The sequence below is a fragment of the Halorussus halobius genome (assembly GCF_004765805.1).
GTDB lineage: Archaea > Halobacteriota > Halobacteria > Halobacteriales > Haladaptataceae > Halorussus > Halorussus halobius.
Genome location: NZ_ML219773.1, coordinates 748,356 through 765,370 on the forward strand (window position 1 = coordinate 748,356; position 17,015 = coordinate 765,370).

At 68.4% G+C, this 17,015-nt stretch carries 24 protein-coding genes and 2 tRNA genes; 16 read left to right on the forward strand and 10 right to left on the reverse strand.

Translation table 11 applies throughout. The features are described from left to right. Window positions 1-69 precede the first annotated feature (69 nt). From EPL03_RS03735 to EPL03_RS03755, 5 genes are all read right to left on the reverse strand, one after another. The gene (locus EPL03_RS03735) at window positions 70-360 is read right to left on the reverse strand and encodes a DUF5789 family protein (protein ID WP_135827987.1); all 291 of its coding nucleotides are present in this window, start codon (window positions 358-360) and stop codon (window positions 70-72) included. Window positions 361-476: 116 nt separating this feature from the next. After that, window positions 477-773 (reverse strand): HalOD1 output domain-containing protein, encoded by a 297-nt coding sequence (locus tag EPL03_RS03740; RefSeq protein WP_135827988.1) that lies wholly within the window; start codon window positions 771-773, stop codon window positions 477-479. Between the two features lie 123 nt (window positions 774-896). Next, window positions 897-2,183: an amidohydrolase gene (locus tag EPL03_RS03745; RefSeq protein WP_135827989.1), complete on the reverse strand. Its 1,287-nt coding sequence runs from the start codon at window positions 2,181-2,183 to the stop codon at window positions 897-899. 578 nt (window positions 2,184-2,761) lie between these two features. Continuing rightward, the gene (locus tag EPL03_RS03750; RefSeq protein ID WP_135827990.1) at window positions 2,762-3,088 is read right to left on the reverse strand and encodes an uS10/mL48 family ribosomal protein; all 327 of its coding nucleotides are present in this window, start codon (window positions 3,086-3,088) and stop codon (window positions 2,762-2,764) included. A gap of 93 nt (window positions 3,089-3,181) precedes the next feature. Beyond that, window positions 3,182-3,943 carry a VOC family protein gene (locus tag EPL03_RS03755; protein ID WP_135827991.1) on the reverse strand — a complete coding sequence of 254 codons (762 nt, stop codon included), beginning with the start codon at window positions 3,941-3,943 and terminating at the stop codon, window positions 3,182-3,184. Between the two features lie 190 nt (window positions 3,944-4,133). On the opposite strand from EPL03_RS03755, the gene EPL03_RS03760 reads away from it, so the two are divergent. The 14 genes from EPL03_RS03760 (at window position 4,134) to rpsB (ending at window position 10,869) form a co-directional block, all read left to right on the forward strand. Next, window positions 4,134-4,469 carry a hypothetical protein gene (locus EPL03_RS03760; RefSeq protein ID WP_135827992.1) on the forward strand — a complete coding sequence of 112 codons (336 nt, stop codon included), beginning with the start codon at window positions 4,134-4,136 and terminating at the stop codon, window positions 4,467-4,469. A gap of 194 nt (window positions 4,470-4,663) precedes the next feature. Then, window positions 4,664-4,748: transfer RNA gene (locus tag EPL03_RS03765), tRNA-Ser, on the forward strand. 16 nt (window positions 4,749-4,764) lie between these two features. Next, entirely contained in the window at window positions 4,765-5,286 is a 522-nt protein-coding gene (locus EPL03_RS03770; RefSeq protein WP_135827993.1) for a 30S ribosomal protein S13, read from the forward strand. Beyond that, window positions 5,286-5,816: a 30S ribosomal protein S4 gene (locus EPL03_RS03775; RefSeq protein ID WP_135827994.1), complete on the forward strand. Its 531-nt coding sequence runs from the start codon at window positions 5,286-5,288 to the stop codon at window positions 5,814-5,816. Before EPL03_RS03770 ends, EPL03_RS03775 begins: the two co-directional genes overlap by 1 nt. Then, the gene (locus tag EPL03_RS03780; RefSeq protein WP_135827995.1) at window positions 5,813-6,205 is read left to right on the forward strand and encodes a 30S ribosomal protein S11; all 393 of its coding nucleotides are present in this window, start codon (window positions 5,813-5,815) and stop codon (window positions 6,203-6,205) included. Before EPL03_RS03775 ends, EPL03_RS03780 begins: the two co-directional genes overlap by 4 nt. A 3-nt stretch (window positions 6,206-6,208) precedes the next feature. Beyond that, window positions 6,209-6,958, forward strand: a complete 750-nt coding sequence (locus EPL03_RS03785; RefSeq protein ID WP_135827996.1) for a DNA-directed RNA polymerase subunit D — start codon at window positions 6,209-6,211, stop codon at window positions 6,956-6,958. 157 nt (window positions 6,959-7,115) lie between these two features. Then, window positions 7,116-7,200, forward strand: a tRNA-Leu gene (locus tag EPL03_RS03790). A 33-nt stretch (window positions 7,201-7,233) separates the two neighbouring features. Continuing rightward, window positions 7,234-7,587: a 50S ribosomal protein L18e gene (locus EPL03_RS03795; RefSeq protein ID WP_135827997.1), complete on the forward strand. Its 354-nt coding sequence runs from the start codon at window positions 7,234-7,236 to the stop codon at window positions 7,585-7,587. Next, on the forward strand, window positions 7,584-8,024 hold the full coding sequence (locus tag EPL03_RS03800; RefSeq protein ID WP_135827998.1) for a 50S ribosomal protein L13: 441 nt from the start codon (window positions 7,584-7,586) through the stop codon (window positions 8,022-8,024). The genes EPL03_RS03795 and EPL03_RS03800 overlap by 4 nt, the downstream gene beginning before the upstream one ends. After that, on the forward strand, window positions 8,018-8,416 hold the full coding sequence (locus EPL03_RS03805) for a 30S ribosomal protein S9 (RefSeq protein WP_135827999.1): 399 nt from the start codon (window positions 8,018-8,020) through the stop codon (window positions 8,414-8,416). The genes EPL03_RS03800 and EPL03_RS03805 overlap by 7 nt, the downstream gene beginning before the upstream one ends. A gap of 47 nt (window positions 8,417-8,463) precedes the next feature. After that, a complete protein-coding gene (locus EPL03_RS03810) occupies window positions 8,464-8,664 on the forward strand; it encodes a DNA-directed RNA polymerase subunit N (protein ID WP_135828000.1) in 201 nt (66 codons plus the stop codon). Continuing rightward, complete coding sequence (locus tag EPL03_RS03815) at window positions 8,664-8,846, forward strand: DNA-directed RNA polymerase subunit K (RefSeq protein WP_135828001.1); 183 nt, start codon at window positions 8,664-8,666, stop codon at window positions 8,844-8,846. Before EPL03_RS03810 ends, EPL03_RS03815 begins: the two co-directional genes overlap by 1 nt. Window positions 8,847-8,848: 2 nt before the next feature. Further along, a complete protein-coding gene (gene eno / locus EPL03_RS03820) occupies window positions 8,849-10,060 on the forward strand; it encodes a phosphopyruvate hydratase (RefSeq protein WP_135828002.1) in 1,212 nt (403 codons plus the stop codon). Further along, window positions 10,057-10,869, forward strand: coding sequence for a 30S ribosomal protein S2 (rpsB, locus tag EPL03_RS03825; RefSeq protein WP_135828003.1), 813 nt, complete (start codon window positions 10,057-10,059; stop codon window positions 10,867-10,869). The genes eno and rpsB overlap by 4 nt, the downstream gene beginning before the upstream one ends. 361 nt (window positions 10,870-11,230) lie before the next feature. On the opposite strand, the gene EPL03_RS03830 is transcribed toward rpsB, so the two are convergent. The 3 genes from EPL03_RS03830 to EPL03_RS03840 all read right to left on the reverse strand — a co-directional run bounded on the left by EPL03_RS03830 (window position 11,231) and on the right by EPL03_RS03840 (window position 13,025). Then, on the reverse strand, window positions 11,231-11,479 hold the full coding sequence (locus tag EPL03_RS03830) for a hypothetical protein (protein ID WP_244605192.1): 249 nt from the start codon (window positions 11,477-11,479) through the stop codon (window positions 11,231-11,233). Between the two features lie 68 nt (window positions 11,480-11,547). Next, a complete protein-coding gene (gene meaB / locus EPL03_RS03835) occupies window positions 11,548-12,612 on the reverse strand; it encodes a methylmalonyl Co-A mutase-associated GTPase MeaB (RefSeq protein WP_135828004.1) in 1,065 nt (354 codons plus the stop codon). Further along, entirely contained in the window at window positions 12,609-13,025 is a 417-nt protein-coding gene (locus EPL03_RS03840; RefSeq protein WP_135828005.1) for a cobalamin B12-binding domain-containing protein, read from the reverse strand. The genes meaB and EPL03_RS03840 overlap by 4 nt, the downstream gene beginning before the upstream one ends. Before the next feature lie 573 nt (window positions 13,026-13,598). Here EPL03_RS03840 and EPL03_RS03845 point away from each other — a divergent pair. Then, a complete protein-coding gene (locus EPL03_RS03845; RefSeq protein WP_135828006.1) occupies window positions 13,599-14,213 on the forward strand; it encodes a DUF420 domain-containing protein in 615 nt (204 codons plus the stop codon). A 265-nt stretch (window positions 14,214-14,478) separates the two neighbouring features. After that, window positions 14,479-15,081 carry a hypothetical protein gene (locus EPL03_RS03850; protein WP_135828007.1) on the forward strand — a complete coding sequence of 201 codons (603 nt, stop codon included), beginning with the start codon at window positions 14,479-14,481 and terminating at the stop codon, window positions 15,079-15,081. A 36-nt stretch (window positions 15,082-15,117) separates the two neighbouring features. Here EPL03_RS03850 and EPL03_RS03855 read toward each other — a convergent pair whose 3' ends face one another. Both EPL03_RS03855 and EPL03_RS03860 read right to left on the reverse strand, forming a co-directional pair. After that, entirely contained in the window at window positions 15,118-15,885 is a 768-nt protein-coding gene (locus tag EPL03_RS03855) for an ABC transporter permease (protein ID WP_135828008.1), read from the reverse strand. Then, window positions 15,882-16,886 carry an ABC transporter ATP-binding protein gene (locus EPL03_RS03860; RefSeq protein WP_135828009.1) on the reverse strand — a complete coding sequence of 335 codons (1,005 nt, stop codon included), beginning with the start codon at window positions 16,884-16,886 and terminating at the stop codon, window positions 15,882-15,884. Before EPL03_RS03860 ends, EPL03_RS03855 begins: the two co-directional genes overlap by 4 nt. Window positions 16,887-17,015 lie beyond the last annotated feature (129 nt).

The following is a 17,015-nucleotide window of genomic DNA, read 5'->3' on the forward strand; positions in this document are numbered from 1 at the left end:
GCGAGGAGTGCGCGCTGGACCCAGCTCAGCCGGGCGACGCGCCGGCGGACCGACCGAGCGACGGACACGCTACTCGCTCGCGGTCGGGACCGGACCGGTCCCCGCGACGGCTCGGACCGCCTCGAGGAACTCCTGACGGCTCTCGAAGTAGGTCGCGTCGACCTCGTCCAGCAGCGCCGCGACCTCGCGGGGCCCGTCGGGCGTCCGGACGGTCACGTCGCCCTCCTTCCGGCGGACCTCGCTGTGCTCGATGGGCCAGTGGAGTCGCGACGCCACGCGCGCCAGCGGCGCGCCCTCGACCGGTTCACCCTCGCCGAGTTCGACGGCAGGTTCCGCGTCCTCGTCGTTGTCGTCAGCCATGTCTCCGACTTCGGAAGCCCCAAGATTAGGGTTTTCGATACGACCCAATCGGTCGCCGCGCTCGCGGCCGCCCGGTCGGGACGCGCGGCGGCGTCCGGGACCAGCCGGGCGGCCGATTACGCCCGGACGACGACGTGGCCGTCGCTGTACACCGTGATATCGTAGTCGAGCAGCGAGAAGACCACGTGACCGCTCCCCCGGGGCATCCCGTTGTGTCGGTCGTCGAATAGGTTGTCGAGCGCGTCGGGGTCGATGCGGTCGTACAGCCGAGCCCCGAGTTCGGCGGGGTCGGCGTCGGCCGCGTCGGCGACCGCCTCTATGACTGCGGCGCTGAGCGGTTCGTTTCTGTCGTAGGTCGTGGTCTCGACGACGCCAGCGTCCTCGCTGAGGTCCTCGGTCATGTTCTCACTCATCCTCGTATCCCACCGTTCGGTCAGTGATATCGGAGTGTGGTCCACCTACGCATAAAAAATCACCGTATGACATTTGAAACGGTTGGGGGAGTGTCAATACAAACGGGTCGTGTTCGGTCCGGCTCAGGGCTCGTTCTCCGCGATTTCCCGGATTGCCCCCGCGAGCACGTCGATACCGATGGGGATGGTGTCCTCGTCCACGTCGAAGGTCGCGGTGTGGTGGCCGCCCGGGTGGTCGGTGCCGACGCCGACGTACGCCGCGAGTCCGCCGTTCTGCTGGACCGCTCGCATCAGGTAGGTCGCGTCCTCGCTCCCGCCGAGTTCGTCGCGCTCGAGAACGCTGTCGACGTCGTCGAGGCCGGTGGCGACGTCGCCGACGACGTCCACGAGTTCGCCGTCGCTCTCGGCGCTCGGTGCCTCGCCGTTGGTCTCGTACGCGACCGCGCAGCCGTGCATCTCGGCCGCCGCGTTCACGACGCGCTCGGCGCGCTCGGCCGTGTAGTCCTTGAGTTCGGTGGTCTCGCCTCGGACCTCCCCTTCGAGGGCCGCGCGCTCGGCGATGATGTTGGTCGCGGTGCCGCCCTCGACCGTGCCCGCGTTGACGCGGGTGGGGCCGTCCTCGTGGCGCGGGATGGCGTAGAGGTTCTGGATGGCGGTCGCGAGCGCCTGGATCGCGTTCTCGCCCTCGTTGGGCTGGCCGCCGGCGTGAGCCGGCTCGCCCTCGAACTCGGCCGCGAACTGGCTGACCGCGAGGAAGCCGTCCATGCCCGCGATTACCTCGCCGGTCGGGTGGTCGAGGCCGACGTGGACCGCGAGCAGGTAGTCGACGTCCGCGAGGTGGTCGCTCTCGGCCATCGCCTTCCCGCCGGCGATCATCTCCTCGCCAGGCTGGAAGAAGACCTTCAGCGTGCCGGGGAACTCGCCGTCCTTCACGGCCTCGACGACGCCCAGCCCGATGGTCGCGTGGGCGTCGTGACCGCAGGCGTGCATCGCGCCCTCGTGCTCCGAACGGAACCCCTCGGCGGCGGGAACGTGGTCGTCGTCGGTCGACTCTCCCCGAAGGAGGCCGTCGATGTCGACCCGGAGGCCCACGGTCGGTCCCTCGCGCTCGCCCTCGACGACCGCGACCGCGCCGGTGTAGCCGCCCTCAAGGCGTTCGAGGATTGCCTCGTCCGCGCCCGCCTCGCGGGCCTGCTCGTACCACTCGGCGAGTTCCTCGTCGTCGGGGACCGCCATGCGCTCGTCCTCGGCGATGGCGTCCGGGCCGACGTAGAGGTCGTCGACGCCGATGCGTTCGAGTTCCTCGACGATTCGTGCGGTGGTGTAGAACTCGCGCCACGCGGGCTCGGGGTGGCGGTGGAGGTCGCGGCGAATCTCGACCAGTCGGTCTCGCTCGACTCGTTGGCTCATGGGCGTTCGGAGGAACGTGGAGGCCTTAAGTGCTTGAGGCCCGGCAAACCGTGCTGGCGACGGGTTGGCCGACAACTCGACGGTTCCGCGTCGCGCGCCGGCCCGACGGGCAAATCGGCGCATGTTGGTCCTACAGACGAATCGGCGCATGCTGGTCCTACAGACGAATCGGCGCGTGCTGGCGGACCCTCGTGGTCCGCCAAGCCGCGCGAGGGCTGAGGACCGCAGCAACGCGAGGACCGCAAGCGGTTGGGGAGGCGTGAGGCTCGCAGTCGCGGTGCGGATGCGGTGCGGATGCGGTGCGGTCGCGGTGACTCATTGGCTCAAGCAGTAGCTCGTTCGCTTCGAACTCCACGAAAAACCACTCTCAACACCAGCAACCACTCTCAACACCAGCAACCACTCTCAACACTAGCAACCACTCCCAGCACCAGCAACCACTCCCGAACACCAACACGCGACGCCCACCAGCCATCGAGTACGAGCCACGAAAGCGGCGAAAAACAGCCCCGAACAGGAAGTAACCCCCGAACAGGGAACAAGCCTCGAACGAGAGAATCAGAGCCGAAATCGGAACGTCAGGCCATCTGCTCTATCTGTTCGAGTTCGACCTCGACGTGGACGCCGTCGGGGAAGTCGAACTCGGCGACCTGTCGGGCCAAGTCGTTGTGGCCCACGATCTCCATCTGGCGGCTGTACACCGTGTACTCCCACGACCGGAACTGGCGGGACTGGTCGCCGGACGTGGACTTGTACTGGGGGACCGTGATGCGGTCCGGCGGGGCCGAGTGGGGGCCGCGTAGCTCCGCGCCCTTTCGTTGTGCTGTCGAGCGAATCTCGTCGACGACGTGCTCCAGCGCGGGCCGATTCCCGCTCTGGAGTTGGATGCGAGTGACGAAGGTCATGGCTGGGAGTTCGGTGTCGCTGTGTTTCTGCACGGAGCTACGTAAATCGTCTGCTCTCGGTCGGAGTGTGGCGGTCGAAAAATCGACCCCGGGTCAGTCGTCGCGCTCGACGACCTCTATCTCGTGGCCGTCCGCGTCCTTCGTGAACGCGTACCGGTCGTCGCAGGACGCGGGGTCGCGGTAGTCCTCGGCGTCGCGGGCCAACAGCGTCTCCCAGTCGTCGTGCAGGTCGTCGGCCCGAATCGCGAGGTGGCCCCACGCGTCGCCCAGTTCGTACGAGCGACCGTCGTAGTTGTACGTCAGCTCGACCGCCATCGCCTCGTCGGCCGCGCCCTCGGGCTTCACGAAGTAGTTGGCGAAGGTGTCGGACTCCCAGCGGCCGGTGTGTTCGTACTCCAGCTTGCGGGTGTACCAGCCCAGCGACTCGTCGGCGTCCTCGACACGGATCATGGTGTGGTCGAGGCTCCACCGCGCGCCGTGGTCGCGCTCGACGATTTCGACCTCGTGACCGTCGGGGTCTTTGACGAACGCGTACGAGCCACCGCACGAGTCGGGGTCCCGATAGTCCTCGACGCCCTCGTCCATCAGTTGCTCGTAGGCGTCGTACACGTCCTCGACCCGCACCGCGATGTGGCCCCACGCGTCGCCCAGTTCGTAGGTGCGGTCGTCGTGGTTGTAGGTGATCTCCAGCAGCGCACCCTCCTCGTGGACGTCCTCGGGGCCGAGGTAGACGTTCGTGAAGGTGTCGGCCTCCCAGCGGCCCTTCTCCTCGTAATCGAGGTGGTCGCCGTACCAGTCGAGCGTCGCGTCGAGGTCCTCGACGCGCATCATCACGTGGTCGAGCGTCGCGTTCATGACGGTCGGACGTTGGCGTGCCGGAGCGAAAAGGCTACGGTTCGCGGAAGCGACGCGGGACGTCGCGACGGTATCGAAAACCGCTGGCGGACGAACAGCGCGGGCCCGAAGTCACCGAAACAAAGTCCCGAGACCGGACCCTTCGGTCCCGGCCCGCACGCTTAACCGAGACTCACACGAATCCCGACCCATGAGCGACCACGACCGCGACCTCGCCGAGCGACTCGGCGACCTCGACGTGGACGACCGCGTCCGAGTCACGACGACCGGCGACGCCGGCTTCGAGGGTCCCGCGAGCCCGATCGAGTACGTGCCCGAAGCGTCCCTTCGGGTCGAGGTTCGCCCGGAGAACAGCGACGAGCGCTACGAGATGCGGGCCGACTACGACGACGGGTGGAGCGACGTCACGGCTCGATCGGCCGACATGGCCGGCGAAGACACCGAGTGGCGGGACCTCGGCACGGTCGAGCGCGTGGAGGTCGGAAGCGAGGGCGACGCCGACGACTGGGAGTGGGGCGTCTCGTGACCCGCGGGGCGTCGGTCCGGAAACCCGAGTCACCGCGTACTCCGTAGAATCGCGGCAGGACGGCGCGACGGCGGGCGACGCGGCCACGTACGATTCGTTGCGTTTATATGGAGCGGCCGAATACGTAAGCGTGCATAGAAGCCTGTAGGGGCGTCGGGTCCCGAGTCCGAGAGGGCGACAGTGAGTGCAAGCGTGTCGAGGTAGCCTAGTCTGGCCCACGGCGCAGGGTTGCTAACTCTGTGGCGTCAAGCCTCGAGGGTTCGAATCCCTCCCTCGACGCTCTCAGTACCCAACCATGAGTACGGAAGAACAACAGGAGGAAGACGAGGACCTTCGCTACTTCGTCCGCGTCGGGCAGACGGACCTCGACGGGACGAAGTCGGTCGAACGGTCCTTGACCGAACTGAACGGAATCGGTCGACGAGCGGCGCGCATCGTCGCCGACGAGACCGACGTGGACCGGACGGCGACGTTCGGCCGGCTCGACGACGACCAGATCGACGAGGTCGTCGACGCGGTCCAGAGCTTCGCCGACACGGTCCCCGAATGGCTCGCTAACCACCGCAACGACTACTTCTCCGGCGAGACGACCCACGAGACGGGCAACGACCTCGACATGACCCGTCGACAGGACATCAACCGGATGAAGATGATAGACTCCTACAAGGGCGTGCGTCACAAGCGCGGCCAGAAGGTGCGCGGTCAGCGGACCCGGTCGACGGGCCGCACCGAGGGCACCATCGGCGTCAACGTCGAGGAGATCAAAGAGGAGCAGGCGGCCGAGGAGGCCGCCGAAGAGGAGGGCGGTGAGGAATAATGGCGCTCGGCGACAACACCAAAGGTTACGAGACGCCGAACCACCCCTTCCAGGGCGAACGCATCTCCGAGGAGTCGAGCCTCGTCGACCGCTACGGCCTCCAGAACAAGGAGGAGCTGTGGCGCGCCCAGAGCGAACTGCGGGGCTACCGCCGCGAGGCGCGTGACATCCTCGCCGAGCAGGCCCAGGGCACGGCCGCCGACGACGCGGTCGAGTCCGCGGAGTTCGTCGCCCACCTCCAGCGCATCGGCGTGCTGGACGAGGGCGACGAACTCGGCGACGTGCTGTTGCTCGACGTGACCGACGTGCTCGAGCGCCGTCTCCAGACGGTCGCCTACCGCAAGGGTCTGGCCAACACGCCCGACCAGGCGCGGCAGTTCGTCACCCACGGCCACGTCGTCGTGGACGGTCGCCGCGTGCAGGCGCCCTCGTACAAGGTCGAGGTGGCCGAGCAGAGCACGGTCCAGTTCGACGAGCACAGTCCCCTCGCGGACGAACTGCACCCCGAACGAGCGGAGGCTAACGAATGAGCGCAACCGACGACGACAAGTGGGGCGTCGCCCACGTACACGCATCGTTCAACAACACCATCATCACGGTCACCGACCTGACCGGTGCCGAAACCATCGCCAAGTCCTCGGGCGGGACCGTCGTCAAGCAGAACCGCGACGAGTCCTCGCCGTACGCCGCGATGCAGATGGCCGAGACGGTGGCCGAGGAGGTCAAGGCCGCCGGCATCGAGGGCGTCCACGTCAACGTTCGCGGTCCCGGCGGGAACCTCCAGCAGAACCCCGGTCCGGGCGCGCAGGCGACCATCCGGGCGCTGGCTCGCGCGGGACTCGAAATCGGTCGCATCGAGGACGTGACCCCGATTCCGCACGACGGCACCCGAGCCCCCAAGGGCAAGAGTGGATTCTAACCCATGACAGAACAGTACGAGGTCGAGTTCGTCGAGCGCGGTGACCGGGAGGCCCGGTTCCTCGTTCGCGGCGCGACGCCGGCGTTCGCCAACGGCATCCGTCGAGCCATCGTCGCCGACGTGCCGACGCTGTCCATCGACACGGTCCGGTTCGTGGAGAACTCGTCGGTGATGTTCGACGAGCAGCTCGCGCTGCGGCTCGGTCTCGTGCCGCTGTCGACGCCGCTCGGGGAGTTCGAGGAGGGCGACACCGTGACGCTCAGCCTCGACGTGTCGGGGCCGGCCACCGCCTACTCGGGCGACCTCGTGAGCGCCGACGAGATGGTCGAGCCCGCCGACGACAACGTCCCGATAATCGAACTCAAGGACGACCAGCGGCTCGAACTCGAAGCCGACGCCGTCCTCTCGACCGGGAAGGACCACGCCAAACATCAGGGCGGCGTGGCCGTCGGCTACCGGCACCTCCAGCGCGTGGAGGTCGTCGGCGACCGCGACGAGTACGGCGACGCCGAGGAGACCAACATCCTTCGTGGCGTGATCGAAGAAGACGGCGAGTTGGTCCCCACCGAGACGTTCGACCACGACCTCACCCAGCGCTACCCCGGCAAGGAGGTCGAGGTTCACGACGTGCCCAACGCCTTCGTGTTCCACGTCGAGACCGACGGGTCGCTGACCATCGACGAGATCGTGACGGCGGCGGCCGACACCATCGGCTCGCGGGCCGACGAACTCGAACAGGCAGTACAGTTGTAAACCATGCAGGGTCCCTCGAACCACACCTCGGTCGCGACGTCCGCCCCTCCCGTCGGGTCGCCCGACCCGACCGGGGCCGGCAGTTATACCGAAAGTGGTTTGAAGGGCCACCCGCTACACACTGTTGCCCGCGACGGGCTGCACGTGTGTTCTACGTGCAGGGATAGCCAAGTCAGGCCAACGGCGCAGCGTTCAGGGCGCTGTCTCGTAGGAGTCCGCAGGTTCAAATCCTGCTCCCTGCACTGCAATTCTCGTTCCAATCAGGAGGAAGTAGTATGAGCAAGACGAATCCGAGGCTCACCAGTCTCATCGCCGATCTCAAGTCGGTGTCCCGCGATTCGGACGCCGACGTGTGGAGTACTGTCGCGGACCGCCTCGAGAAGCCTCGCAGCACGCACGCGGAGGTCAACCTCGGCCGCATCGAGCGGTACGCCGAGGAGGACGAGACCGTCATCGTGCCGGGCAAGGTTCTCGGAAGCGGTGCCATACAGAAGACCGTCACGGTCGCCGCCGTGGACTTCTCGTCCACCGCGGAGACCAAGATCGAGCAGGCAGACGGTGAGGCTCTCGAACTCGAACAGGCACTCGAACGCAACCGAACCGGCTCGAACGTGCGGGTGATTCGATGAGTCTCGCCGAGTTCGACGCCGACGTCGTCGTCGACGCCCGCGACTGCATCCTCGGTCGCGTGGCGAGTCAGGTCGCCGAGCGCGCGCTCGACGGCGAGCGCGTCGCGGTGGTCAACGCCGAGCGGTCGGTCATCACCGGCGACGAAGACGACGTGATGGAGACCTACCGTAAGCGGGCCGACCTCGGTTCGGACCGGGGACCGTACTACCCCAAGCGCCCGGACATGATATTCAAGCGCTCGATTCGCGGCATGCTCCCGTACAAGCAGGACCGGGGCCGCGAGGCGTTCGAGAACGTCCGCGTGTACGTGGGCGACCCGTACGACGACGCCGAGGCGGAGGTCCTCGACGGCACGTCGCTGGACAGGCTCTCGAACATCCGCTTCGTCCAGCTGGGCGAAGTCAGCGAAAATCTGGGTGCTAACGTCACATGGTAACCAACACGAGCGGCAAGAAGAAGACGGCCATCGCCCGCGCCACCGTCACCGACGGCGAGGGCCGGGTCCGAATCAACTCCCAGCCGGTCGAGCTGGTCGAACCCGAGACGGCCCAGCTGAAGATGCTGGAGCCGTTCCGCATCGCGGGCGACGAGTACCGCGACGACGTCGACGTCGACATCGCGGTCGAGGGCGGCGGCATCAGCGGGCAGGCCGACGCGGTCCGCACCGCCATCGCTCGCGGGCTGGTCGAGTACACCAACGACGCCGAACTCCGCGACGCGTTCGTGGAGTTCGACCGCTCGCTGCTGGTCAACGACTCGCGGCGCTCCGAGCCCAAGAAGTGGGGCGGCCCCGGCGCTCGGGCGCGCTACCAGAAGTCCTATCGGTGATACAGATGACAGGAAACCCGCGGTCCCGAACGGAGGCCCGATAACCCATGATGGTACCAGTCAGGTGTTTCACCTGTGGCAAGGTCGTCGGGGAGTACTGGGAGGAGTACAAGGCGCGAGCCGCCAACGAGGAGGGCGACGAGGACCCCGAGAAGGTGCTCGACGAACTCGGCGTCGAGCGACAGTGCTGTCGCCGCATGCTCGTCTCGCACAAGGACCTCGTCGATGTCGTGGCACCCTACCAGTGATGTCCCAGAAACAGACCTACTCGCGGTACGAGAAGGCCCGCATCATCGGCGCGCGAGCGCTGCAGGTGTCGTACGGCGCGCCCGTGCTGACCGACACCGACGAGATAGAGCCCATCCTCATCGCGGCCGAGGAGTACGACGCCGGCGTGTTGCCGTTCACCGTGCGCCGGGGTGACCAGTAGGCATGACGCTCGTCAGCGAGGTCCGACTCCGGCAGGTGCTCGACTCCCGCGGCAACCGGACCGTCGAAGCGGACGTGCGGACCGAGAGCGGCGGGTTCGGCCGTGCGGCCGCGCCGAGCGGTGCCTCGACTGGCGAGTACGAGGCGGTCGAGCGCGACCCCAGCGAGGCCATCGCCGCCGCCCGCGAGCACGCCGTCCCCCGACTCGAAGGTCGGGTGTTCGTCGGCGACCAGCGGGACGTCGACCGGACGCTCCGGGCCGCCGACGGCACGGAGAACTTCTCGGAAATCGGCGCGAACAGCGCCGTCGCAATCAGCATGGCCGCCGCGAAGGCCGCCGCCGACGTCACCGGCGCGCCACTCTACCAGCATCTGGGGGGCGCGTTCCGGGGCGAACAGTTCCCGACGCCGCTGGGCAACGTGGTCGGCGGCGGCGAGCACGCCGCCGACGCGACCGCGATACAGGAGTTCCTCGCCGCGCCCGTGGGCGCGCCCGGCGTCCAGGACGCGGTGTTCGCCAACGCGGCGGTCCACCGCGAGGTGCGGGACCTGCTTGACGAGCGCGGAATCGCCGCCGGCAAGGGCGACGAGGGCGCGTGGGCACCGTCGATAGACGACGAGACGGCCTTCGAGGTCGTCGACGAGGCCACCGACGCGGTGGCCGACGAACTCGGCTTCGAGATACGGTTCGGCCTCGACGTCGCGGCCGCCGAACTGTACGACGAGGAGGCCGAGGCGTACGTCTACCGGGACGCGACCCGCGACACCGACGAGCAGATAGAGTACATCGCCGACCTGGTCGAGGAATACGACCTCGCGTACGTCGAGGACCCGCTCGACGAGGACGACTACGAGGGCTTCGCCGAACTCACCGAGCGGGTCGGCGACCGGACGCTGGTCTGTGGCGACGACCTGTTCGTCACCAACGTCGAGCGACTGGAGGCGGGCATCGAGCAGGGTGCCGCCAACAGCATCCTGGTCAAGCCCAACCAGATCGGCACGCTCTCGGACGCCGTCGACGCCGTGGAACTCGCGGTCGAGAACGGATACGACCCGGTCATCTCCCACCGAAGCGGGGAGACCGAGGACACCACTATCGCACACCTCGCCGTGGCGACCGCCGCCCCGTACATCAAGACGGGCGCGGTCGGCGGCGAGCGAACCGCGAAGCTGAACGAACTCATTCGCATCGAGCAGAACGTTTCCACACCATGAGCGAGAACGACAGCGAACAGGTAGAAGACGAAGGCCTCGAAGCCGCCGAATCGGAGACCGACCTCGACCCCGAGGACGAATCCGGTGCGGAGCCGTCGGTCGACACCGGCGACGACGTGGCGGCGCAGGCCGACGACGACGAAACGACCGCCGACGCGGCCGCCGCCGCCGAGGCAGCCGAAAACGCCGGACCGAGCCTCGACGAGGACGTGATGGACGACCAGGAGGAGGCCGACCTCCTCATCCCGGTCGAGGACTACCTCGGCGCTGGCGTCCACATCGGGACCCAGCAGAAGACCCAGGACATGGACCGGTTCATCCACCGCGTCCGGACCGACGGGCTGTACGTCCTCGACGTCTCGAAGACCGACGGACGCATCCGGACCGCCGCCGACTTCCTGTCGAACTACGCGCCCGAGCAGATACTCGTCACCTCCTCGCGCCAGTACGGCCGGTTCCCGGCCGAGAAGTTCGCGGACGCCGTGGGCGCGCGCGCCCGGACCGGCCGGTTCATCCCCGGAACGCTGACCAACCCCAAGTACGACGGCTACATCGAGCCGGACGTCCTCGTGGTGACCGACCCCATCGGCGACGCCCAGGCCGTCAAGGAGGCCATCACGGTGGGCATTCCGGTCATCGCGATGTGCGACTCCAACAACAACACCAGCAACGTCGACCTCGTGGTCCCGACGAACAACAAGGGCCGCAAGGCGCTGTCGGTCGTCTACTGGCTGCTGGCCAACGAGACGCTCGACCGGCGGGGTGCCGAACCCGCCTACGCGCTCGACGACTTCGAGAGCGACATCTGAACGGCGTTCGAGTTTTCGATTCGCGTTTCGAGTCCGGACAGCGGTTCGCTCGCACACATCGGCCGCGAGTCCGACGAGCAGCGACGTGGGGGAGTGACGACCGGGGCTCGCGGGCGGTTGGACGGGTGTGGAGTCGCCGTCGCAGGTGCGGACGCTGTGCGGTCGTGGTGTGGCGGGTATAGTGCGATGTGATGGTAGCGGCCGCGGTGCCGTGCGGTCTCTCGGTGGCCTCGGCAGTAGTTCGGTTCGACCGACCATCACCGCCGGTGTCGGACTCGGAGCACAGCTATCTCCGGGCCGAACGGCACCAGTCACTCCCGACAGCCCCGGCGCTCGCACGACCGGTCCGGCGAACCCGGAGTCACCCCGAGACGAGCATCTGCAATCCCACGCACGAGACGAGGAATCCGACGCCGACGACCGACAGGGCGATGCCGATGGCCCGCGTGAGCGCGACGTTCCAGCCCGCCGGCTCGACCCGGCCGCTGGGCTTTCGACCGATTGCGTCCCACATCTCCTGCCACCGCGCCAGCTTGTACGGCCACTTGGCCATCGGCGGTCCGAAGACCAGACCGAGGACGCCCCACGCGACGACTTCTCCGGAACACATTACTTCTCAGGAATAATTACTTCTTTTGCATAAATTTCCCCCTTCCGCACTCCCGAATCGCGGCGGGCTCACTCCTCCAGACACTCCGCCAGCGGTTCGATGACCTCGTCGGCCACCGAATAGGGGTCGGTCTCGCGCGCGACCACGTCCCCGACCAGTTCCTCCATCCCGCCGCGGCGCTCTATCTCGTCCTCCAGCAGCCGACCCACGTCGTCCCGGAGCAAATTGCGGATCTCCTCGGCGTAGCGCATCCGGGCCTTCTCGGCGAGTCGGCCCGTCGCCTCCAGGTGGGCCCGGTGGTTCGCGAGCGTCTCGACCAGTTCCGCGACACCGGTGCCGTCCTTGGCGACGGTCTCGACGATTTCGGGGTCCCAGTCGCCCGCGTCGTCGTTCCCGCCGGTCGCGTCGTCGCTCCCCTCGGACTCGGTCGCGACCGCGCTCGCGCCGTGGTGGCCCGTCGCCAGCGTCGCGGTGTTGTCCTCCTGCATGTGGACCATCTCGCGGAGCTCCTGGACGGTGCGGTCCGCGCCGTCGAGGTCGGCCTTGTTGACCACGAACACGTCGGCGATTTCGAGGATGCCCGCCTTGAGCATCTGGACGTCGTCGCCGCTGCCCGGCGGCACCAGCACCGCGACAGTGTCGGCCGACTTCACGACGTCGATCTCGTTCTGGCCCGCACCCACGGTCTCGATGAGTATCTTGTCCTTGCCGAACGCGTCGAGGGCCTTGACCGCGTCCGTGGTCGCAGTCGAGAGGCCGCCGAGGGTCCCGCGCGCCGACATCGACCGGAAGAACACGTCCATGTCGCCGACGTTGCTCGCCATCCGGATGCGGTCGCCCAGGACCGCGCCGCCGGTGAACGGCGAGGAGGGGTCGACCGCGATGACCCCGACCGTCTCGCCCTGCTCGCGGTAGTAGTTCGCGAGTTTGTCGACCAGCGTGGACTTGCCCGCGCCGGGGCTGCCCGTGATGCCGACCACTTCGGCGTCGCCGGTGTGACGGTGGAGGCGGGAGACGAGGTCCCGATAGCCCGGCGCGCGATTCTCGATGCGGGTGATGACCCGGGCGAGCGCGCGGTGCTTGCCCGCGAGTAGCTGCTCGACCAGTTCGGTCCCGTCGGTCTCGGCGTTCATCGCTGGGGCGCGTTCTCGCGGACGAATTCGATGGTCTCCTCTAACGGCGTGCCGGGTCCGAACACCTCAGCGACCCCCATCTCCTTGAGTTCGGCCTCGTCCTCGTCGGGCACCACGCCGCCCACGAGTATCAGCGTGTCCTCGAACGCGTCGTACTCTTTCAGTCCGTCGATAATCTTGGGGACGAGCGTGTTGTGCGCGCCCGAGAGGATGGAGATGCCGAGGACGTTCACGTCCTCCTGGACCGCCGCCTGCACGATTTCGTCGGGCGCGTTGTGCAGTCCGGAGTAGATGACCTCGAAGCCGGCGTCCCGGAACGCCCGCGCGATGACGTGTGCGCCTCGGTCGTGGCCGTCCAGCCCGACCTTGGCGACCAGACAGCGGATGGATTCGGACTCCTGTTCTGCGCTCATACGTACGTCTTCCGTCCATTCGGGTTTCACGTTTACGGAAATGCTGCTTAAAGTTCATTTGGTTTCGTGAAAGCGTGGTTGGTGTGGGTGCGGGCGAGCCGAGCGTTGGGCTCCGGTCCGCGGTGCGCGGTTCCCGGTCTCGGAACGGGCGGGGCCAGTCGGACGGTCGCTGTGGCGGTGAATCCGCCGGAACACGGGCGAGCGTGCGACAGCTACCGCTCGCCTCTCGAACGGGAGCAGCCGACGACCCATCGTGGGACCCGTTTCCGTGAGTGTGCGTGTCATCCCCGGAGAAGCTTCACACCAACTGCACGCATAGCGTGGATTCCCGATGTACGTCGCATCCCAGATTCGAACCGGTCGCACAGCCACGGACGTCAAGAACGGCCGCGTCAAGCGCAGGGACACGCAGTTCGCGTTCCTGTGAGCCGGCCAGCCCGCCTGCTTTTCGACGGCTTTCGCGTTCGGCCTGACGCCGCGGTGCTCGCTTCGACGACCGACGCTCGCACGCAGTTCTGACCGCCCGGGCCCCGGACAGGAACACACTTGGGCCGATAGTCCCAACGCCCGACCATGGCCACGACGACACCGAAGCGCCGAATCAAGGACAATCCACGCGCCGCGACGGCGGTCCTCTCGGTGCTGGGCTACGTGCTCGTGCTCGGGACGTTCGCCGGACTGTTTCCCTACCCCGAAATCGAACGCGCGACCGTGGACCTGCTGAGTCACGCCATCGCGGTCGTCAACACGGTCGCGCTCGCGGCGCTGTTGCTCGGGTGGCGCTGGATTCGCCGGGGCGAGGTCCGCAAGCACCGCGCGGCCATGCTGACCGCGTTCGCGCTCATCCTCGCTTTCCTCGCGCTCTACCTCGTGAAGGTCGGCGGCGGCGGCGAGAAGGCCATCGCAGCGTCCGGGGCGGTGTACTACGCCTACCTCGCGATGCTGGCGGTCCACATCGTCCTCTCGGTGGTCGCCGTCCCCGTGGTCCTCCACGCGGTCGTGCTCGGCCTCTCTCACACCCCGGCCGAACTCCGCGACACCGTCCACGCCCGCGTCGGACGCTGGGCGGCGGGCGCGTGGGCGCTCAGCCTCGCGCTCGGCATCGTGACCTACCTCATGCTCAATCACGTCTACGGCGTCGAGGAGTACATGGCGGCGTCGGCGGTGCTGCTGGTCGGCCGGCGGTAGGTGGGGGAGAACCGGCCCGGTTTCCCGGTGCAAGCAGTCGCTAGCCGGCGGTTGTTCGCGAGGGCCGGGACTGTATTCGGGCACGGAGCGGCTGTACCGAAGCTAACTATCGCCGAGACCCGTGAGAACCGCGTCCGCACGCCACCGCACAGCGACCGCACCGCGACGGCGGGTCTCGTCCCGCCCAGCCTCGCGGGACACGAGCGCGCCGGTTCGGGAGCGCGAAATCGGTCGAACTAAACCGAAAGATACGGACATTGAAACGATGGACGACTCGTGGTCGTTCCGGACCGAGCGCGGCCGGGCGTGGGTCGCCGACGGCTCCCTCCGGACCCGAGGGTCGGTCGTCGGCTTCGTTCGGTCGGTGTACCACGAGCGGTGGAAGCGCGCCGACGGCGCGCGGAAGGTGCTCTACCTGTTCTCGTTCGTGGGCACCGCGACGTGGCTCGGTAACGTGGTGCCCGCGCTCGAAGCGCTGGTCGGCCCGAGCGCCGCGGACGGGATACAGTGGTTCAAGGTCGCCGTGACCGCGCTCGCCGTCCTCGTCGTCGCGTGGCGGCTCGGACGGACCAACCGACTCTCGCTGGAGCGCGTCGAGACCGCCCGGCGCGAGGGCCGCACCCTCACCGTCGAATACGACGACTCCGACGGCGGGCGTTCGCGCTTCGACCTCGGCGCGCTCGTCGGGAGCGAGGACCACACCCTCAAAATCGAGGCGCTCACCGAGGAGGACGCCGACCGAGCCGTCGAGGCGCTTCGGCTGAAAGGCGTCGACGTCGAGGACCGGGGCAGGGAGCCGGACGACGAGGGCAGCGACAGCATCCGCGACGAGGAGGTCACCTACGACATCCTCGGCAGACGGGACTGAGTTCTCGCCGCCGAAGGACGCCGCCGCCCGACTCGCTCAGTCGGTCCGGGGAATCGTGACCGTCCCGGCCGCGAAGAAGGCGACCGCGAGCGCCGCCAACACGAGCAGGTCGTCGCCGAAGGGCGCGCCGGCGTAGGTCAGGTCCCGGACGCCGCGCGCGAAGTAGGTCAGCGGCGAGAGGTTCACGGCGGGCCGGAACCACGCCGGCAGCAGGTCGGGGGTCACGAACGTCTCCGAGAGGAACAGCAGCGGGAGCGCGATGGTGTTGCTCGCGGCGATGACGCCGTCCCGCGAGCCCGCGAGCCCGCCCAGCACCGCGCCGAACCCGCAAAACAGCGAGACCGCGACCGCGACGAAGGCGGCCGCCAACAGGAGATTCGTGGGGCCGAGCGCGAGGCTCGCGGTGCCGGTCACCAGCGCCATCAGCCCGAGGATGAGCAGGCTCGCGATGCCGATGATGGCGACGTTGACCAGCGTGTGGGCCAGCAGCCACTCGGCCCGCGTGAGCGGCGTGGTCGCCAGCTTCTCGAACCGGTTGCCCTCGCGGTACCGGGCGACCGTCGACCCGACCCGCGACAGCGGCGTGAACAGCACGACCACCGCCAGATAGCCGGGCAGGTAGTAGCCCGGCGGCTCGGCGAACAGCCCGCCGCCGGCCGGGTTGGTCCCGACCAGCACCGCGAAGATGAGGATGAGGATGACCGGGAAGAAGAACGTGAAGAACACCGCGGTCCGCCGTCGGACGAACGCGTGCCACGCCGCCGTCGCCTCCGCGCGGACGCGGCCGACGCTCGCGACGCTCATGGCTCGCCCTCCGCGACGGCGGCCCCGTCGCGGCCCCCGGCGGTCCCGGTCGCGACGCCCTCCCCGGCCGACTCCGACCGGCCGGCCACCGCGCGGCCGGTCACGCGGAGGAAGACGTCTTCGAGGTCGGGCTCGGCCCACGTCAGCGCGTCGTACTCGACGCCCCGGTCGTCGAGCGCGCCGACCACGCGCCCGATGTCCTCCGGAGCGACGTCGCGGACCACGAGTCCCTCGTCGGTCGTCTCGACCTCGAAGCCGACGTCCGCGAGCGCGTCCACGCCTGCGGACGCGCTCGCGGCGACTTCCGTCCCTTCGGCGGTCCCGACCACCAGTCGGGTCGGGCCGCCGTACTCGGCCACGAGGTCGGCGGGCGAGCCCACTGCCGCGAGCTCGCCGTCCGCGAGCAGCCCCACCCGGTCGGCGAGCCGCTCGGCCTCGGCCATGTAGTGGGTGGTCAGCACGACCGTCGTGCCCCGGTCGGCCAGACTTTCGACGAGCCGCCAAAGCGCGCGCCGGCCCGCCGGGTCGACGCCCGTGGTCGGCTCGTCCAGAAACAGGAGGTCGGGGTCGTTGACCAGCGCGGTCCCCACGCAGGTCCGACGCTGCTGGCCGCCCGAGAGGTTCTCGTAGTGCGTTCGGTCGTCGGGCGCGAGGCCCACCTCCGACAGAATCCCGTCGGGGTCCCGCGATTCGGCGTACAGCCCGGCGTAGTAGGCCACCAGTTCCCGGGGCGTCAGCCGGGCCGGCGGGGAAAACGACTGGGGGAGCAGGCCGAGCCGCTGTCGGTCGGCCGACTCGGGGTCGGTGCCGAACACCGACACCGACCCCGAGTCCGGTTCGGTCGTCCCCGTGAGCGCGCGGACCAGCGTGGTCTTGCCCGCGCCGTTCGGTCCCACGAGCGCGAACACCTCGCCGGCGTCGACCGACAGCGAGACGCCCGACAGCGCGGCGGTGTCGCCGTAGGTCTTCCGGAGGTTCTCGGCCACCAGCACGTCGGTCATGCTCGGGGGTTGTGGCGGTTCGGCCGTAAGGGGTTCGGTTCGGGTCTGGCGCGGTCGAACGGGGAACCGCACTCGACCGAGCAGCCCGAGAAACTGCCGCTCGTCGACGGGGAGACGGCCCGCGAGCGA

Coding starts and splice junctions, on each gene's coding strand:
- EPL03_RS03735 (WP_135827987.1), bottom strand. CDS start 360: ATGGCTGACGACAACGACGAGGACGCGGAACCTGCCGTCGAACTCGGC.
- EPL03_RS03740 (WP_135827988.1), bottom strand. CDS start 773: ATGAGTGAGAACATGACCGAGGACCTCAGCGAGGACGCTGGCGTCGTC.
- EPL03_RS03745 (WP_135827989.1), bottom strand. CDS start 2,183: ATGAGCCAACGAGTCGAGCGAGACCGACTGGTCGAGATTCGCCGCGAC.
- EPL03_RS03750 (WP_135827990.1), bottom strand. CDS start 3,088: ATGACCTTCGTCACTCGCATCCAACTCCAGAGCGGGAATCGGCCCGCG.
- EPL03_RS03755 (WP_135827991.1), bottom strand. CDS start 3,943: ATGAACGCGACGCTCGACCACGTGATGATGCGCGTCGAGGACCTCGAC.
- EPL03_RS03760 (WP_135827992.1), top strand. CDS start 4,134: ATGAGCGACCACGACCGCGACCTCGCCGAGCGACTCGGCGACCTCGAC.
- EPL03_RS03770 (WP_135827993.1), top strand. CDS start 4,765: ATGAGTACGGAAGAACAACAGGAGGAAGACGAGGACCTTCGCTACTTC.
- EPL03_RS03775 (WP_135827994.1), top strand. CDS start 5,286: ATGGCGCTCGGCGACAACACCAAAGGTTACGAGACGCCGAACCACCCC.
- EPL03_RS03780 (WP_135827995.1), top strand. CDS start 5,813: ATGAGCGCAACCGACGACGACAAGTGGGGCGTCGCCCACGTACACGCA.
- EPL03_RS03785 (WP_135827996.1), top strand. CDS start 6,209: ATGACAGAACAGTACGAGGTCGAGTTCGTCGAGCGCGGTGACCGGGAG.
- EPL03_RS03795 (WP_135827997.1), top strand. CDS start 7,234: ATGAGCAAGACGAATCCGAGGCTCACCAGTCTCATCGCCGATCTCAAG.
- EPL03_RS03800 (WP_135827998.1), top strand. CDS start 7,584: ATGAGTCTCGCCGAGTTCGACGCCGACGTCGTCGTCGACGCCCGCGAC.
- EPL03_RS03805 (WP_135827999.1), top strand. CDS start 8,018: ATGGTAACCAACACGAGCGGCAAGAAGAAGACGGCCATCGCCCGCGCC.
- EPL03_RS03810 (WP_135828000.1), top strand. CDS start 8,464: ATGATGGTACCAGTCAGGTGTTTCACCTGTGGCAAGGTCGTCGGGGAG.
- EPL03_RS03815 (WP_135828001.1), top strand. CDS start 8,664: ATGTCCCAGAAACAGACCTACTCGCGGTACGAGAAGGCCCGCATCATC.
- eno (WP_135828002.1), top strand. CDS start 8,849: ATGACGCTCGTCAGCGAGGTCCGACTCCGGCAGGTGCTCGACTCCCGC.
- rpsB (WP_135828003.1), top strand. CDS start 10,057: ATGAGCGAGAACGACAGCGAACAGGTAGAAGACGAAGGCCTCGAAGCC.
- EPL03_RS03830 (WP_244605192.1), bottom strand. CDS start 11,479: ATGTGTTCCGGAGAAGTCGTCGCGTGGGGCGTCCTCGGTCTGGTCTTC.
- meaB (WP_135828004.1), bottom strand. CDS start 12,612: ATGAACGCCGAGACCGACGGGACCGAACTGGTCGAGCAGCTACTCGCG.
- EPL03_RS03840 (WP_135828005.1), bottom strand. CDS start 13,025: ATGAGCGCAGAACAGGAGTCCGAATCCATCCGCTGTCTGGTCGCCAAG.
- EPL03_RS03845 (WP_135828006.1), top strand. CDS start 13,599: ATGGCCACGACGACACCGAAGCGCCGAATCAAGGACAATCCACGCGCC.
- EPL03_RS03850 (WP_135828007.1), top strand. CDS start 14,479: ATGGACGACTCGTGGTCGTTCCGGACCGAGCGCGGCCGGGCGTGGGTC.
- EPL03_RS03855 (WP_135828008.1), bottom strand. CDS start 15,885: ATGAGCGTCGCGAGCGTCGGCCGCGTCCGCGCGGAGGCGACGGCGGCG.
- EPL03_RS03860 (WP_135828009.1), bottom strand. CDS start 16,886: ATGACCGACGTGCTGGTGGCCGAGAACCTCCGGAAGACCTACGGCGAC.